Source organism: Oceanobacter sp. 1_MG-2023, from assembly GCF_030689025.1.
Taxonomy (GTDB): domain Bacteria; phylum Pseudomonadota; class Gammaproteobacteria; order Pseudomonadales; family Oceanobacteraceae; genus Oceanobacter.
This window is the reverse complement of the sequence record NZ_JAUYWA010000011.1, coordinates 48,743-66,352: the sequence shown is the minus strand read 5'-3', so window position 1 is coordinate 66,352 and position 17,610 is coordinate 48,743. Positions and strand designations below refer to the sequence as shown.

Annotated in this window: 12 protein-coding genes; 7 read left to right on the top strand and 5 right to left on the bottom strand. The window is 55.1% G+C overall.

What is annotated here, in order from left to right; genetic code table 11:
- Positions 1-41: 41 nt before the first annotated feature.
- From Q8W22_RS09270 to Q8W22_RS09260, 3 genes are all read right to left on the bottom strand, one after another.
- Positions 42-2,927, bottom strand: a complete 2,886-nt coding sequence (locus Q8W22_RS09270) for an insulinase family protein (protein ID WP_305452160.1) — start codon at positions 2,925-2,927, stop codon at positions 42-44.
- Positions 2,928-2,994: 67 nt separating this feature from the next.
- On the bottom strand, positions 2,995-3,252 hold the full coding sequence (locus tag Q8W22_RS09265; protein WP_303433285.1) for a hypothetical protein: 258 nt from the start codon (positions 3,250-3,252) through the stop codon (positions 2,995-2,997).
- Positions 3,253-3,291: 39 nt separating this feature from the next.
- The gene (locus tag Q8W22_RS09260; protein WP_305452159.1) at positions 3,292-5,166 is read right to left on the bottom strand and encodes a response regulator; all 1,875 of its coding nucleotides are present in this window, start codon (positions 5,164-5,166) and stop codon (positions 3,292-3,294) included.
- Between the two features lie 147 nt (positions 5,167-5,313).
- Here Q8W22_RS09260 and Q8W22_RS09255 point away from each other — a divergent pair, with 147 nt between their 5' ends.
- The gene (locus tag Q8W22_RS09255) at positions 5,314-5,859 is read left to right on the top strand and encodes a helix-turn-helix domain-containing protein (RefSeq protein WP_303433287.1); all 546 of its coding nucleotides are present in this window, start codon (positions 5,314-5,316) and stop codon (positions 5,857-5,859) included.
- Between the two features lie 67 nt (positions 5,860-5,926).
- The gene (locus Q8W22_RS09250; RefSeq protein WP_305452158.1) at positions 5,927-8,026 is read left to right on the top strand and encodes an ATP-binding protein; all 2,100 of its coding nucleotides are present in this window, start codon (positions 5,927-5,929) and stop codon (positions 8,024-8,026) included.
- 52 nt (positions 8,027-8,078) lie between these two features.
- On the opposite strand, the gene Q8W22_RS09245 is transcribed toward Q8W22_RS09250, so the two are convergent.
- Positions 8,079-8,483, bottom strand: a complete 405-nt coding sequence (locus Q8W22_RS09245) for a hypothetical protein (protein ID WP_305452157.1) — start codon at positions 8,481-8,483, stop codon at positions 8,079-8,081.
- Between the two features lie 147 nt (positions 8,484-8,630).
- Here Q8W22_RS09245 and Q8W22_RS09240 point away from each other — a divergent pair, with 147 nt between their 5' ends.
- The 5 genes from Q8W22_RS09240 (at position 8,631) to Q8W22_RS09220 (ending at position 15,593) form a co-directional block, all read left to right on the top strand.
- Entirely contained in the window at positions 8,631-9,779 is a 1,149-nt protein-coding gene (locus Q8W22_RS09240) for a 1-acyl-sn-glycerol-3-phosphate acyltransferase (protein ID WP_303433290.1), read from the top strand.
- 92 nt (positions 9,780-9,871) lie between these two features.
- A complete protein-coding gene (locus Q8W22_RS09235) occupies positions 9,872-10,987 on the top strand; it encodes a hypothetical protein (RefSeq protein ID WP_303433291.1) in 1,116 nt (371 codons plus the stop codon).
- Between the two features lie 181 nt (positions 10,988-11,168).
- Positions 11,169-13,157, top strand: coding sequence for a DNA topoisomerase III (locus Q8W22_RS09230; protein ID WP_305452156.1), 1,989 nt, complete (start codon positions 11,169-11,171; stop codon positions 13,155-13,157).
- 106 nt (positions 13,158-13,263) lie between these two features.
- The gene (locus Q8W22_RS09225) at positions 13,264-14,196 is read left to right on the top strand and encodes an AEC family transporter (protein WP_303433293.1); all 933 of its coding nucleotides are present in this window, start codon (positions 13,264-13,266) and stop codon (positions 14,194-14,196) included.
- A 440-nt stretch (positions 14,197-14,636) separates the two neighbouring features.
- Complete coding sequence (locus Q8W22_RS09220) at positions 14,637-15,593, top strand: glycine betaine ABC transporter substrate-binding protein (protein WP_305452155.1); 957 nt, start codon at positions 14,637-14,639, stop codon at positions 15,591-15,593.
- Positions 15,594-15,685: 92 nt separating this feature from the next.
- On the opposite strand, the gene Q8W22_RS09215 is transcribed toward Q8W22_RS09220, so the two are convergent.
- Complete coding sequence (locus Q8W22_RS09215; RefSeq protein WP_305452153.1) at positions 15,686-17,413, bottom strand: sigma-54-dependent Fis family transcriptional regulator; 1,728 nt, start codon at positions 17,411-17,413, stop codon at positions 15,686-15,688.
- Between the last annotated feature and the right edge of the window lie 197 nt (positions 17,414-17,610).

The following is a 17,610-nucleotide window of genomic DNA, read 5'->3' as shown; positions in this document are numbered from 1 at the left end:
GGGCGCTGGCCAGAATGGCCAGGCCTCGTGTGGTGTACCGGTTAGCGCGGCAGTTCAAACGGTGTCATTTGCTCACGCGGCAGGCGGTTGATGGGTTGCCAGTCTGGCACAGGGTCGCCCTGGGTAAACAGTAACCAAGGAACCTCGGCCTGTAAAATCAGGCGCTGATACAGCGCCTGGATTTCTGCCAGTGTCAGGGATTCGACTTCTCTGGCAATGGCGCGGCTGGTATCAAAACCGGTGCGCTGCAGGTCAATATCACGCCAGAACAGGTCGGCTTTTTCGCTCATGTTGCGAGCCGGTTGCAGCAACAGGTTGATCAGGCCGTCTTTGAAGTCGGCAAATTCATCATCACTCATATTGGCCAGCGAGTCTTGATAGCTGTTCCAGAAGGTCTGGCTGTGGCTGAGCAGGTCGCTGGGGGAGTGCTCCGGTGATTGTACAATAAAGACCAGCCCGGGCACGCTGCGCTGTGGATAAACGGTGGCAAAGACGATGTAACCCAGCTGCTGTTCGGTACGCATGTACTGGTAATACGGGGCGCTGATCATCTGGCCGAGCAGGGCGATGCGGGCACGGTTGTGATCGCTGGTGTCTTGTCCCTGCAGGTACAGCACCATGACCTTGTCTTTGTGATCGAGATCGAGCGACTGCTGGAATTTACCCGCCGGGAGCTTGAGTACGGACAGCTCGGACTGTTGCTCCGGATTGGCCGGGTAGACTTCGGCTACCTGGTGGGCGACGGCTTCGGCATCGGCCTTGCTCATGCTGCCGTGGATGTACATACGGGTGGCGGTCTGGCCTTTCAGGGCGTTGGCGAAGGCTGCGACATCGGCGCGACTGACGGAGCCCAGTTCAGCCAGCAGTTGCTGTTCGTTAAAGCTGGGGGAGTAAATCTGGCGTTTCAGCTCGGCGATGCCGCGTTCGTAGGGCTTGGCCTTGAGCTGGTTTTCCAGATTACGCTGCAGCGAGGCTTGATAGCGCTGGAACTGGTCATCGCTGATATTGACCTGTTGCATGCCTTCGAGTACCCGTTTGAGCAGCTCGGGCAGTTTATCCTGGTAGCCGGACAGCATCAGTTGCAGACCGCGAGTGTTGGCACTGAGGCCATAGCTCAGTCCGGCCAGATGTGCCGGGTAACTGTAGGTGTTCAGGGCTTCATTCACGGCGCGGGTATACAGCTGGGCCAATACCATGCCGCGTGGGGTGGCGATATCGGCGTGTTGCAGCTCCAGGGTAATGCGGCTGCGTGGTTGCAGGAACTCGTGTTCCGGGTAATACCAGAGCTGTTGTCCGGGCTGGTCGATCAGTATTTCGGGTACGGTTTGTTCTGCCTCGCTGTTGAGGCTGAAGTCTTGCGGGATAAAGGGGTTGGGCGCTGGCAGGTGAAGCTGCTCAAGACCATCGGTCGCGACGTCGGTTGCGCGATAGTTGGATGGACGAATACGCATCGGGGTGTTGTACCAGGGGTCGACCATCTCGGTGGTAACGCCAGGGGCAATCAGGGTACGCAAGACGTTATCCATGTTCAGTGCATCGAGGAAAGGAGCAAGTTCGGGTTGCGCGATAGGCCACCATAAATAATCACCATGGATCACTTGTTCGGGTGGGTAAACCTGCAGATTGCTGCTCAGGCGTACGGCGTAGTCTGACAGGCGGCCATGTTGCTGGAAGCGGAATGACATTTCGCTCAGTTGCTGCTGTTCGGTCATCAGGTAGGCAGGAATCGGCTGCGCTTTCAGCAGGTCAACGTAGTGTTCGAGTATTTGCGTGATGTTGTCGACATGCAGCAGGCCGCTGCGGGTCAGCTCAATCTGGACGACCAGGTTGGATTCAAACCGGGTGCTGATGGAGCGTCCGGCACTGAGGCCTTCAGCCCAGCCTTTTTCTTTCAATAAGGCGAGGATGCTGCCTTCGCCTTCATGGCCAATCAGGTTGGACAGTAGCTGCAGCGGTTTGTATTGATACAGCGACTGGGTTTCTGGCATCGGGAAGGTAAATTGTAACCGGCGGATTTCTTTCACCGGCTCGATATTGACGTCGAGCGGTAACTGTTCCGGTACAAACATCGGCGGCCGTGAGTCGGCGAGCTGGATATCGCGCTTGGGGACGGCGCTGAAGTGGTTTTTGGCCCAGTCCTGCAGCTGTTGTAGCGGGTAGTTGCCTGCCAGTACCAGGGTCATCTGATCGGCGCTGTAATGCTGTTGGTAAAACTCGATCAGGTCATCACGAATTTTGCGGTCAGGGCGATCTGACAGGGTGTCGAGATTGCCGGTCGCAAAACCAGCATAAGGGTGGGCCGGGTTCATGGCCTGTTTTTCAGCCGAGAAAATACGGCGGAAATCGTCTTTTATCTTGGCGCTGTATTCGGCATGAACGGCGTTTTTCTCACGATCGACATAGGCTTCGTCAAAGCTTGGGGAGATAAAAAATGGCGCAAAACGATCCAGCGCACCACTCATGGCGTCGTTGTCGATAGAGAAAAAGTAGGTGGTTTGCTGGTGAGCGGTGAAGGCATTGTGGCTGCCACCGTGGCGGCTGATAAAGGCCTGGTATTCCCCCGCTTCCGGGTAAGGCTCGGTGCCCAGGAACAGCATGTGCTCCAGGAAATGCGCCAGACCTTCGCGACCGTCAGGGTCGTCACCACTGCCAGTGGCGACGGTCATGGCGGCGGCGGCCTTGTCGGTACCGGGCGTGGATACCAGCAGGACACGCAGGCCATTGTCGAGCTGGACGTATTCATACTTGAACGGGTCTGACGGGCTGACAATAGGACTGGTGTCCCCGTCTTCCCGGCAGTTCCAGGGAGTGGCGTCATTGCAGTCAGAGACGACGGCAGACGGTGGAGCAGAAGCGGGTTTGAGCATGGAATATCCGATGGCGGCCAGAACAATAACAATAAAAATCCAGTAACGGGGCGATAACATACCTGCTCCTACTACAAGTCGCGGTCAATCTGGGTGAGTTGCCTGAAGTCTGACTTCAGGCCCGTGGTCAGTGTGATGTGCCCCGGCTTTGGGCAATCGCCTGGGCATCGCCCAATGTGCTGGTGCCGGGATCTAGCTCACTAATGCGGTTAAGACGCGCGCGGCTGTCTTCCAGTTCCGTTAGTACCAGAGCAAATTGTTGCTGGAAAGCAGCATCAATGGTGCCGTATAGCTCGGAGATGGCATCCGAGCTGCTGGCGCTGGTGTTGCGCAGGGATTTCAGGCAGGCCAGAGCAATCTGGTGATAGGCTTGGTCTTTGTTCACAGGGGTTCCTCCGATTAGCCGCTCATCATACATGAGAAATCAGTCATTGATGGCAAACCAGTACAGTTGGGCGGCGTTCACTTTACGTGACAGGGCATCACCACTCATCCAGTCGATACCGCTTTGATGTGCTGCCGCCAGTGCTTCGGTCGAGTCGATGCCATGGGCATAGATAATGAGGCCATCCTGCTGCAGCCGCTGCAGTAAGGGCTGGCCTTGATGTAACGCCTGGCGGGCATGGGAGATCATGCAGGGAGGCAGGCTGAAACCGTCCACATCCATGGCCGATAGGCTCTGATAGCCAGGCAGGCGTTGTTGATGTTGAGGGTCCGTGATTTCGAATATCAGCTGTATATCCAGTTGCCGCAATGCCTCCTCCAGCCTGGGGGTTGGCTCTTCTGGCGTCCATGGCAGAACAATACACCAGACCGGGGCTGGCTTTCCGGCCTGCTGGGGCCATGCGGCCAGGCAGCTGGTCAGGTGTTGCCTGCAGTGATCGGTAAGGTCGGCGACACGGAGAATAACGTACATCGGCTGGAGGAAATGTTGCTGCCAGGTGATGTGCATATCTTCCAGCCAGCGGTGACACAGATCGGGCTTGGCCATATATTCGGGCAGCAGCTCCAGTCCGGCGAGTGCGCCTTGGGAATCGAATATAGGGGTAGCGTGAAAATCACTTTGCTGGCGCTGTTGCGTTGGCAAGGTCGTGGCGGACAGAGCCGATTTGTACGGTTGTACCTGTTCGAGGGACGGGGTGTCGGGGCCTTCCAGCCCCAGATGCTGGCGGATATGTTTGAGTGATGTTGCTGCGTCCGGTGTGTGTTGTGTTGATTGTCCCCAGCTGCAATTAATGTCGGGGCTGAGCATGACGGCTTGCCCTTGATGCGACAGCGGCTGGCGGAACCCCTGGGCGATGGCTTGGCACAGGCCCTGGGTACAGGGGTTGGCAGGGTCGGCGATAACAGGAACCAGAAACAGATGATGTGCTGGCTGGAAGATCGGTGACGGTGAGGTAGTGGCTTCGGCAATGCGCTCGTAACAGAGGCGGCTCAAGCCAGTATCAAAGACCTGATCCGGATCGAAACTGATCAGCAGGATACAGGTGATGCCATCGGACTGGGTCAGATAGCTCTCCATCTGATTCAGCTGGTGCAGACCGGCATAACGCTGGGTGTCGCTGTCGGGATTGGTGTGTCGTTCGGTCACGCTATCGAGCAGGCTGCAGATACAGAGCCGGAAGTCATCACTGATCGAGGTTATCGCCATCCAGGTGGGCTGGATACGACGTTGCTGGACTATCAGGTTAAAGTAACCCAGCCAGGTTTGGTTGGCTTCGGTTTGACGGGTGATCTCTGCTTCCAGAGCGACCGGCATGTGGCTTATCGTGCCAGTAAACAGGTTGCGGCCGAGCAGTTGCTCTTCGTTTACCTGCAGGGCATCACAGATTGGTTGGTTGGCAAGGCGAATAACCCAGTTGCGATCTGTCAGTAATACGGGCTGCTGGGTATTGAGGGCGGACTGCAGAGAATGAGCCTGCTGCATCAGGTTGGCCTGTCGCGCACCCTCGATAATATCACGTATCAGAACCAGGTTATTCCAGGGTGTGGCAATCAGTTTATGGATGGCACCTTGCTGGCGTGCCTGTCGCAGCCGCGCTGAATCCAGTTGGTTGGTCAGCAGGATGCGATAGCTGCCAGGGCTGATCTGCCGTGCTTGCTGGCACAGTGACAGTTCATCCAGCTCTGGTGTCTGGGAATCAATAATCAGTACGTGTACTGGGTAGCTGGCCAGATAATCAAGCGCTTCTGCTGTACCGGTTGTGGTCTGTACTGCGATGTGTTCACTGAGTAGTAATCTGGAAATTGAGTGCAAAATACCGGCTGCGTTACCAACCAATAATACCTTGAACGTCATCGTTATTCCTTTCCTGGGGCTGATCGTGTAAGAGTGCACTTTCTACTATCACGCTCCGGTGCCTTGGCGACAGCATACTGTTTCAGTCTTGCAATGGCCAAAGGCTATCTATACTGAAACCAATGTATTTATTGGTTGGGTGATGTTGTGAGAGGAAAACAGGTACTGACGACCGGTGAAGTGGCGAAATATTGTGGCGTCAACTTCAGAACGGTTATCCGCTGGATCGAGCGCGGTCATCTGGAGGCTTACAAATTGCCGGGACGAGGTGATAATCGTGTTCCTGTGGCCGGGTTTGTCCGGTTTTTGCAGAGTAACGAGATGCCTGTGCCGAATGAGTTGCAGGATCAAAGCCGCGGCTTGCTGATCCTGGCAGAATCGGAAGTGATGGCGGCGGAACTGGCTTCAGCCGCCCGGCGGGCGGGATGGGATCCACAGGTGGCTGTTGATGCGATGCAGTTTGGCTATTGCTATGCAGAGCAGATACCGGCTGCTATGGTGCTTTCCAGTGAAGTATGGATAGCTGCTGTCGATAGGATTCGCCGCGAAAACGTGTCGCAAGCAGTATTGTGTATAGTGGCAGGGGCCAATATCACAGAGAATGACAGCCATGACGGCTGGCACCGACTGTGTTGGCCAACAGAGCAGAAGCGTTTCGTTGAGTTGCTGAATATGAATGACTCTTCATGCTAGCCCAGGGTGTACCGGATAAGGGCTGGTTCTGCTTGCAAGGAGGGCTCAATAGCTCAATAAGGTGGCTATGGCAGATATTTTTTCAGAAAACAACATCGCATTATGGGTCATCCTGGTTCTGTTGGTACTGGCGGTGGTGTTGCTGCTGCGAGCAAAAAGCCGTATGCACCAACAGCTGGATGACCTGACCCAGTGTAATCAACAACTGCAACAGTGGTGGGTGCAATCCCCCAATGTGCTGGTGCGCGTCGATGCCGATGGCGTCGTGCTGGAGGCCAACCGGACTCTGGCTGGACAAACCTTGAGTCGCGGTAAAAAATTGACCAACTGGCTTCCCTTGTCCGATCGGGAAGCCTGGCTGGCGATTCTGCGCAAGGTGCTGGACAAACATGCCAGCGGCGCAGAGATGACGATGGAAGTACTATCAGCCTCGGGGACGGTTTATTGCTGGCAGCTACAGACAGCCGCCGATCCACAAAACGATGATGAAGCCCTGGTGTATTTTCATGATATATCAGACCTGGTCCGGCAACGGCAGTCGCTGGAGAAAAGCCGCGATTATGCCGACCGTTCCAACCTGGCCAAGAGCCGTTTCCTCGCCAATATGAGCCACGAGATCCGCACCCCGATGACCGGCCTGCTGGGGATGGTGTCGTTGATGGAACAGACCCACCTCGACGAAGAACAGCGCGGATTTCAACGGGTTATCCAAAGCTCATCCGAGCATTTGCTGGCCATTATCAATGATATTCTCGATATTTCGAAAATCGATGCGGGCAAGCTCAGCATTGAAGCTGAAGTATTCGACCTGCCGGAATTGGTACAAAGCCTGTTGGAGATGGTGTCTTGCCGGGCACAGGAAAAACAGCTGGTGATGCAATCGTTTGTGGATGAAAAACTGCCCTCGCAGTTGATCGGCGATCCGGTACGGATTCGTCAGGTACTGATGAATTATCTTAATAACGCCATCAAATTCACCGAGTCCGGCCATGTATTGCTGCGGGTGGTCAAAGTCCGCAACATGGTGAGTGAAGTGCAGCTGAGATTTTCGGTTGAGGATTCCGGTATTGGTATTAGCGCCAGCAAAGTGGTGGCTCTGTTTGAGGAATACAGCTTTGTGCATGGCCGTATTTCAGTTGAAGCCGGTGGTACCGGGCTGGGGTTAAGCATCTGTCGGCGGCTGGCCCAACTGATGGGTGGGCATGTCGGGGTCGTCAGCACCCCTGGTGTCGGTTCCAATTTCTGGTTCGACGTGACCTTGCCGGTCGCTGTAACAGCGCTGGAAAACGACGGTGCGATTCCGTTGTTGGGTGAACAAACCCTGTGGGTCTGTGATGAGCTGCAAGTGAACCGTACCTTGCTGATGTCCATTGCTCGTCAACTGGGCATGGTGTACCGGGAGTTTGACCGGGTCTCGGATTTGCTGCTTGCCCTGGAGGAAACACAACCCACCATTCTGGTGATGGCCTACCGCACCTGGCAAGAAGGTGACGATTATCTGCGTCAACTGCTGGCCGACACACCGATACGATTGGCCCTGTCCTCCATGGATGTACTGACCACGGGGCGTGATGAACTGCTGGCGCAAGGTGTGGGCGCGCACTGGGACTGGCCAATCAGCCAGAGCAACCTGCGTGATTTGTTGGGACGTTTGTTACAGCAGCCCGCCCGACCACAATTGATGATTACCCGCACCAATCGTTATCAGGGAACGGGGATCGCGATTGCTGAAGAAAACACCCTGCTGAAAAACTGTCGGGTACTGTTGGCAGAAGACAATGGCGTCAACCAAAAGGTCGCCTCCCAGATGCTGATACACCTCGGCTGCGTTGTCACATTGGCCAACAATGGCCGCGAAGCCGTGGAAAAAAGCGCCAGCGGAGAGTTCGATCTGATCCTGATGGACTGTCATATGCCGGTATTGGACGGCCTCGCCGCCTGTCGCGAAATTCGCCAGCGTGAGCAGCAACAGCAGCTTCCGGCGGTACTGATTGTGGCGTTGTCTGCTGATGTGATGGTTGACCGGAAAGAAGAGTGCGAAGCCGCCGGTATGAATGGTTATCTGGCCAAGCCCGTCCGGCTGGAAGATCTGCGCCGGGAGTTGCCCATGTTCCTGGCACTGTCGAACAACGACCTGGGGCCGGCAGCGGTAACGCCGGATTCATAACGCCGGTTTGTACTTCCGGGGGCTTGCTCCGGCTGCGTTGGCTGACCTGGTATCAGAGTGCGCTGCCGTGAGGGATATAGCGGTTATCCGTCAGAGCCTTGATCGCCCGGACCTGTTCCCTGCTGGCGGGGGTACCCTGTTTTTTCAGATAACGGAAGATCCAGATCGCCGGGTTGCTGCTGCCGCAGTGCCAGCCTTCCAATTGTTGTTCAGCGCTGGCAAAAAAAGCCGCCAGTGGCAGTAACTGATCGGTGTCCATTGCCGTCAGGGCCGCTTGCCAGGCCGCCTCATCCAGCTTGATCCAGGATTGCACGGTTTTCAGCGCCCCGGCGTCCAGTTGATCGCTGTTAATGACCGTGGCTTCCTGGGCTGTGGGTAGAGCCGCAAGCAATTGCTGCAGCGTGTCGGAATCCGGTGTGCCGGTTTGGCTGGAAGCCGGTTGCCACTGCTCAATCATCGGGTATCTCCTCAAAAATCGTCAGTACGGTGTACTGAGCTGAAATTTTATGGGCTTAACGGTACCACATCCGGCAATGTGCCTTAACAGAAACACTTTGTTCAGGCATCATCCCCGCGCCTTTCATTGTTGAATCCAGATAAGCCAATGCCTGATCGTTACGCTGATATCCGCCCCTACCAGGATGATGAAGTTGCCGCTGTACTTGAGCGAGTGAGTCAATCCGACACCTTGCACCGGGCGCTGTTGAAATACCGCCTGCCTATGTTGCCGCACTGGTTGCGGGAGTGGCTGCTGCCAGTGGCGCGCTACCTGCTGGATCGCCAGTTGGCGAATGTGAATACCGTGCACGACTTCCAGATGTGGATGGAAGGCTGGGTCGAGCGGTTACTGGCCAAAACCACCACCGACGTTGTGGTACGGGGGCTGGATAGCATGTCTCCGGATCAGGGGCATCTCTGGATTTCCAATCATCGCGATATTGCCATGGACCCAACGCTGATCAACTACTCGTTGTATCAGGCCGGCTGGCCAACCAGTCGCATTGCGATTGGTGATAACTTGCTCAGCCATCCGGATATTGCCGACGTGATGCGGCTTAATAAATCCTTCATTGTTCGACGAAACATTACCAATAAACGCGAAAAGCTGACGGCACTGCAGCAATTGTCGGGCTATATTCGCTATTCGCTGGCACAGCGTGAATCGGTCTGGATTGCCCAGCGGGAAGGCCGCGCCAAAAACGGCGTCGACCTGACCGACAAAGCGGTACTGAAAATGCTGGCATTAAACGGCCGGGAACATAAAGAAACCTTTGCCGAGACCCTGTCGGCCTTGCGTCCGGTGCCTGTGTGTATTCAATACGAGTGGGACCCCTGTGATCTGATGAAAGCCAGAGAGCTGGTGGCTCGGGCGAAATACGGCAGTTACAGCAAGGAAGAAGGGGAAGATACCCGTAGTTTGTTGACCGGTATCGTGGGCCAGAAAGGCACGATCCATGTGGATTTTGGCCAACCGCTGAGTGACGACGATCTTGCCAGTGCCGAAACCATGGCGGCCGCGATTGATCGCCAGATCCGGGATATGACCGAAATCCTGCCCGTGCATCATGCCGCCGTGCGCCTGTTACAGCAGCGTTTTTCCTGCTATCTGCAGGCCCGGGCCGGTGACAGCAGTCGCCAGATCCAGGATACCTTGTGGCAACGGATTGAAGGCGAAGCACAAGACGTACAAAAGCAGGTTCTGACTGGTTACGCCATGCCGATTCTGCTGCAACAAAATATGGCCGATGGTTGATGGTTAAGACCTCGGCGTAACGGGGGGCGCTCTAACCTGACTGAACGGGTTGTTCCGTTGGTTACTGACCCGATGACAGAGAATTTGAACCTATGCGTTGGATAATACGGTTGATATTGCCGCTGATGGCCCTGGCACTGTCAGGCTGCCTGGAGCTGGGGCGAACCTGGGATGACCAGGTAGAAACCCGGCTGGTTGATTATTACAAAGAGCAATGCGACTCCGATAGCACCTCGCTTTGCTTCCGCATTCGGGAAGACAGCAGCGACAGCTGGGAAGTTGTCGAGGAATCGTTCAGCGGCTTTGATGACTTCGTCTGGGGCAACCGTTACGAAGTCTACGTCACCGTCTCGTTTGATGATGATGGCGACCCCAGCAGTTATGTTTTCAACAGCATTATTTCTACCGAAGCGGTTGATGACAGCGAAGATACCTTCTCCATATCGTTATACACCGACGTTGGCATTCTGTATGAACTGGATGACGCCACCTGGGAGCTGGCCAGCGAGATCGACTTTGCCTGTAACGAAGCCTGTGATGACCTGACCGCTGCGGTGGCCAACAGCTATGTAACCCAGCTGGAGTTCAGTGTCGACGATGAAGGCACCATTGCGCTGGAATACGTGCTGTGCTCTGCCGCCGAAGACGACTTTGACAGCACGTGCGAAGGTGACAGCGATGCCTCCTGGTATATCGGTTGGTTCCAGAGTGACTGTGGTCTGGCCGATGCCGCCATGTGTCTGCTGTACAAGGTAAACAGCTCTGATGAATACGAGCTGCTGCAACTGGAAGACGATATCGACGGTTTTACTCCGGTATGGGGTGAGCGTCCTTATATTGATGTGGTGGTGACCACCAGTGATGGCGGCAGCATTACCGCTGTTGAACTGGATGAGGATGACAGCAGCCCGGATGACCGCATCGGCAGCAGCTACGATTTCAAGATGATTGTGCGTGGCAGTGAACTGTCCGAAAGCAGTGGCGGTTCCATCGACCTGTACGACAGCGCCCCGGATCTGGATTGCAGCAGCTTCAGTCAGTGTAGTGATCTGAACGATGCCATTGACGATGATGACTGGATGCTGATCGAAGGTTATTACGATGGTATTGATATTGTGGTGACCGATCTGGAATGCAGTCGATCAAGCCTGTCGTCTTTCCGTAGTAACTGTACCGATGACGACGATGATGTGAACTGGGGTATCTGATTGCCCGGTGGGCCTGTGGCTAGTCAGGGCACAGGCCCGGAACGCTGCTGGTTGCTGCTGGTTGCGCCATTCTTTGCCAACTCATAGATACCGCCAGTTCAGCGATAGCGCCTGGTACTGACGGTTTCTTTTGTTCCCAGTCTGGATATACTGTACAAAATCCCAGTTATACAGACATTCCATGCGCCTGTTTATTGCTGAAAAACCTTCCCTTGGTCGCGCCATTGCGGCGGTACTGCCCAAGCCTCACCAAAAAGGTGAAGGCTTTGTGCGCGCTGCCAATGGCGATGTGGTCAGCTGGTGTATCGGCCATTTGCTCGAACAGGCCGAGCCTGAAGCCTACAACCCGGCCTTCAAACAGTGGCGGCTGGATGTCTTGCCAATTGTACCTGACAGCTGGCAACTGCAACCCAAAAGCCAGACCCGCAAACAACTGACGGTGCTACGCAAACTGGTAAAAGAAGCCAGTCAGCTGGTGCACGCCGGTGACCCGGACCGCGAAGGACAACTGCTGGTGGATGAAGTGATCAGCTACCTGAATGTTCCGAGTGCCAAGCGCCAGAACATGCAACGTTTGCTGGTCAGTGATCTCAACCCCAAGGCCGTAAGCCGGGCGCTGACGCAACTGCGCTCCAACCAGGAGTTTATACCGCTGTCGACCTCGGCCCTGGCGCGCAGCCGGGCGGACTGGCTGTATGGCATCAACCTGACGCGGGCCTGTACGCTCAAGGGGCAGCAAGGAGGGTTAAAACAAGTACTGTCGGTCGGTCGGGTGCAAACCCCGATTCTTGGTCTGGTGGTACGACGGGATGAAGAAATCCGGCAATTTGTCTCCCGGCCCTTTTATGAAGTCTGTGCGGCGATTCATCTGCAGGCCGACCAGCCACTGTGCTTTTATGCCAGCTGGCAACCCAGTGATGCCTGTGCCAGTCATCAGGACGAAGAAGGCCGGGTACTGAATCCCCGGCTGGCCAATAACGTCGCCACCCGTATCCGGCAACAGGAAGCGCGGGTTACTGCGACGGATCGCAAGGAAAAACAGCAAGCCGCGCCCTTGCCTTACAACTTGTCGGCCCTGCAGATCGATGCTGCCAAAGCCTTTGGCCTGAGCGCCAAACACGTGCTCGACGGCTGCCAGTCGTTGTACGAAAAATATCAGCTGATCACCTATCCTCGTTCCGATTGCCGTTACTTGCCGATGGATCACTACAGTCGCCGGGAAGCGGTGATTCAGGCGATTGGGCAACATCAGCCCGAGCTGGCCAGCGTGGTGCAGGGAGCCAATCTGGGGCTACGCTCGAAAGCCTGGAACGACCGCAAGGTCGAAGCCCACCACGCCATTATTCCGACCGAAAAAAACACCGGAGCAGATCGTCTGACGCTGACGGAAAAACAGCTCTACAGCCTGATTGCACGGCAGTATCTGCTGCAGTTTTATCCCCCATATCGCTACGCGGATCGCCGGATCGAACTGGAAATTGCCGGGGGCCGGTTTGTCGCCAACGAACGCGAGAACCTGGAACCTGGCTGGAAAGCCGCCATGCCACCCGGCAAACAGCGGCCCGCTGCAGACAGGCCAGACTCACAATCGCAGCCATTACCGGCGTTATCTCCGGGTCAGCTGGTCTGGAGTGGCGAGCCAAGGGTTGATGAAAAACACACCCAGCCCCCGGCGCATTTTTCCGATGCCAGCTTGTTGGCGGCGATGACGGGCATCAACCGTTTTGTCAAAGACCGGCAGCTGAGAAAAATCCTCAAGGACACCGACGGCCTCGGCACCGAAGCCACCCGGGCCAGCATTATCGAACTGCTGTTCAAACGCGGTTTTTTACACCGCGAAGGCAAAAGTATCCTGGCGACGCCACTAGGGTGTGCGCTGATCAATACCTTGCCAGAAAGCACCACAGTGCCGGATATGACCGCGCACTGGGAGCGTCAGCTTAACGATATCAGCGAACGAGCGCTGAAATATGACGGCTTTATGCAGCCCTTGCTGGAGCAGCTGCACAACCTGGTCGGCCAGGCTTGCCAGCTGAATACCCAGGCGTTCAGTGGGCTACCAAGCCATAGCCCGGTCAAGGGTAAATCCCGTCGTCCCCAGCAGCGTCGGGCAGGCACCGGCAAATCTCGCAAGAGCAGCTCGACAGGTCGCCGCCGTCAAACAGACTGAACGGATCGTGCCCTGATACCGAGTGCTACCAATAGCCGTCTGGTATCCGACAATCGTTTCTACTTATACTGCAGGCCCTCCATAAAGGAGGGACTTTGGGGGTGGTATGTCCATTTTGATCGACACGGTTTTTCCGATCTTTCTGATTATTCTGGTTGGTTTTCTGGCCGGAAAATTCAGAATCTGTGGTGGTGATGCGGCCAAGGTCCTGAATGATTTTGTCTTCTGGTTTGCCATGCCATGCCTGCTGTTCAAGGCCATGGTGGTGGTTGATCCGGCCGAGCTGCTGAATCTGGACTACCTGATCCTGATTGCGATCAGCGCCATTCTGACCATGGCGGTAGGGGTCTTGATGGCGAAATATCTGCTGGGTAAACGGCTGGATAGCAGCGCCTTGCTGGGGCTGAATGCGGCCTATGGCAACACCGGTTACCTCGGAATTCCGCTGGCGTTTGCGAGTTTTGGAGATGCCGCCAGTGTGCCGGTGATCCTGTATGTGGTGGTCGGGTCACTGTTAACCGTGACCATTGCCATCATCATGATTGAACTGGATAACAAGGTGGCGGCCAGCCCGGCGCAAATTACCATGGATATTGGTAAAGCCGTGTGTAAAAACCCGATGTTACTGTCGCCACTGGCGGGCATTCTGTATGCCATGTTGCCAGTGGAATTGCCTTCCATGGTGTTTAACTTCTGCGATATGTTGGGGGATGCCGCGGGGCCGTGTGCGTTGTTTTCGCTGGGGTTGTTTCTGGTTGGCAAACCCCTGTTCGGGGATATTTCTGCCATTTCAACGACGGCATTACTGAAACTGCTGGGGCAACCCTTGCTGACCTGGTTTTTGGCCAGTTATGTCTTTTCGTTGTCGCCGCTCTGGACCAGTGTGGCAATCCTGATGGCCAGCACCCCAACAGGGGCGGGCAGTTTTGTATTGGCACAAAAGTACAATATTTTTGTGCAGGAAACCTCTACCACCATTATCTGGACCTCGATGGTGTCGCTCTTCACCATCAGCTGGGTGCTCAGCTCCGGTCTCTAGGTGAGCGGATGCCCAGTTGAGACTCTTTGCCGGTTTGTCCGGTTTTCCTGATTCGTCTGACCCTGGTAAATAGCGTGAACGGTCTTCCTCTGCGTGTCATCAGGCTTCGTTCCGTGTGAACCAATTCACAATATCTGCATAAATCTCTCTCCTTGTTTTTTATGAACTATCCTCAAAACGTGCCTGGCTAGCCGATAACCACGCATTTGTCACCCCTGATTGTCATGAAATACCCCTTTAGAGGTGACTCTAACGGGGCAATGTCGATATCTATGGTTGTTTGTAGACTGATGATGATTTGCTGACGGTTAATTGCAAACTTGTCAATAAGCTTTCTGCCACGAACCAATGAGTGCAGTGGCGATATTGATACAGGATGTGCTGAAGCTCAGGTGCTGTTTGATTTTCATGGTTTGAATTGTTTGATTAAGAGGTAATGGATGAAAGTTATTTCCCGTTGTGCGTTGGTATGGCTGCTGGCATTGACTGGCCATGTAGAAGCGGTGACCGAAAAACAGTGCGAAACCGTACGAATTGGTGTGGTGGACTGGACTGACTTGCATGTGGTGAACGGCATTGCCCAGTCACTGCTGGAAAAACTGGGTTATCGGGTAGAGCTGAGCATGCAGCCTGCGACCCCGGAAGTCTTTAACCAGATGAAGCAGCGTAATATCGATGTATTCATGGGGTATTGGACACCGGCCATGGTCGAAGTGGCCGCTCCCTATTATGGTCAGCAAGAGGTCAGCACCCTGACCGCCAATCTGGATGAAGCCCTATGGACCCTGGCTGTCCCTGAATACGTATATAACCAGGGTGTGCGTGACTTTGCCGATATCGCCCGTTTTCACGACAAATTTGGAGGGCGTATTTACGGTCTGGAAAAAGGCAGCAGTGGTAACGAAGCCATTCACGACATGATTAATGCCGATGCCTTTGGCCTGAAAGATTTTGATCTGATCGAAACGTCAGAACGACTGATGATGGCCCAGGTGAATGGCCGCGTCCGCAAGGGCGAGTGGATTGTCTTTATGGGCTGGAAGCCGCATCCAATGAACCAGCAGTTTGCCATTCGCTATCTCAGCGGTGGGGATGACTACTTTGGCCCGGATTACGGCAAGGCCACGGTAAACACCAGTATCCGCAAAGGGTTGGAGCAAGAATGTCCTAACCTGGCCCAATTCTTCAGCAATCTGAAATTCAAGGCCGCGCTGGAAGAAGAAATCATGCAAAAAACCAGCAATGAATTTGTACCGGTGGATCGTGCCGTGCGGATGTGGATGCACAGCAACCCGGGTCAGGTCAGCGCCTGGTTGCAAGGAGTCAAAACCCTGGATGGCCAGTCGGTTGATCCTCGTGCCATTGCCGAAGATATGGAATTGACCTTCGGTCGCTAGTGGCCGATCGGTAGCAGTTGGGTCGCTAGCAGTTCTAGCAGTTGGGCTGATAGCGACCGGGCCGAGATGCCAGCCCAGCTGGCTCTCGAACTTTATTGGCGTTTTTTCATGCGGTAGGCCAGTGCCGGGCGTGTCAGCCCCAGCTGTTTTGCTGCTTCAGTAACGACGCCCTCGCTGTTTTTCAGCGCCTTGTCGATCATCAGGGTTTCCAGCTCATCCAGACTGGTACCGGATGAGATAAGAATGTCAGCCAGCTGGTCGGTCGATAATCCCGGTATCAGGTTGCTCGCGTCACCTTCCGGGGAGGTGATTTTCCCCTGGTGATTAATGATATTAAGCGGGTGTGTCGGCTCCGTCAGTGATGGAAACAGATGCTCCAGCTCGATCACTCGGTGGTTGTCCGTCAGGATAACACCGCGTTCGATCATGTTTTCCAGTTCGCGGACGTTACCTGGCCAGCTGTAGTCGGCCAGCATCGACATGGCGCGGTCAGTCAGGCCGATGATTTTCTTGTTGTATTCGCGCTGGTAGCGGTCGAGAAAATGCTCGACCAGCAGCGGAATATCCTCCCTGCGCTCACGCAAGGGTGGGATACGGATCGGCAGCACATTCAGACGGAAGAACAGATCTGCCCGAAAGCGTCCACCCTGGACGGCCTGTTGTAAATCTTCGTTGGTGGCGGCTACGACACGTACGTCTATTTTACGGGTCATGGTATCGCCCACCCGTTCCAGTTCACCTTCTTGCAGGACTCGCAGCAGCGTGGCTTGTGCGCGGGGCGTCAGTTCAGCCACTTCATCAAGAAAAATGGTGCCATAGTCCGCCCGTTCAAACTTGCCTTTGCGTGACTGGTGCGCTCCGGTGAAGGCTCCCTTTTCAACCCCGAATAACTCGGATTCAATCAGGTCCGGTGGGATGCAGGCGCAGTTGACGGCGACAAAAGGCTGCTCGGCCCGGTCACTGAGGCGATGGATATTACGCGCCTGGACTTCCTTGCCGACACCGGTTTCACCCAGCAACAGCACGCTTACCTTGCTGGCCGCCGCCCGGCTGATCATATCGCAGGCCTGTTTGAAGGCCGGGGAGTTGCCGACAGCGGAAAAGGGTGTCCAGTCAGCCTGAGCCTGGGCTTCGTAGCGGCTTTTTAATTCGGTGTATTCGTGCTGCAGCAGCTCCAGTTCGTCGATTAATGGACTGGGGCGGAGGTATTTCTCCAGTGCTTCGCGGTCGGGCCATTCATGGGCCGGGCGGCCGATATTAACGCAATGACTGTCACCACAGGCGCAGCACTGGGTTTCCTTGAACAGAATCTGTCGTCCCATATAGTAACTGGTGTAGCCACTGGCATAGCCGAGCAGAGTCCAGCACACGGCTTCTTTGCTGGGGCCAATCTCCTGCAGGTGCTGCTCTGCTTCCCAGGAGTGGTGCCAGTCAAATTCGCCGTAATAGGCACCGCTGGCCATATCAAATTCCAGCCGGATCGGCGTCACTTTGACCTTGCCTTCCAGCTTGTGCAGCTGTGGCCCGACAACAAAAGAATCCTGGGTACTGAGATCGGGGCGCAAGCGTTTGGCCAGCTCGGCATCAAGGCGGCCAGAGGCATAACCAAAACGCATCAGCACCCCCTTGGCCCGCTCCCAGCCAAGAATATCAATCAGATCCTTGCGTAACTGGCCAAACACTGCGGCATGGGTCAGCAGCATGCGATTTTCGTGCAGCCAGATATGGCCACTATCCGGGTCGAAGCGCAGTTGATGAATCAGGTCATCATCGCTGGGAGTGGGTAACGGTGTGCGATGGCTCATGGCGGCTTGGCTCATTGTTATTATCTTTTTGTAAGCAGTAATCTGCTTGATCATATAGTCAATTGCATAGATCACAATCACCATATCATTAACTACAAACGGGATCTGGTCGTCCCGCTGTTGGGCTGAAACGTGGTTTAACGAGCAGGTCGTGTCTAAAAAATCGTTTAAAAACAATGGCTTGAATTTTCAGTTCGGACACAAAGTCCAGT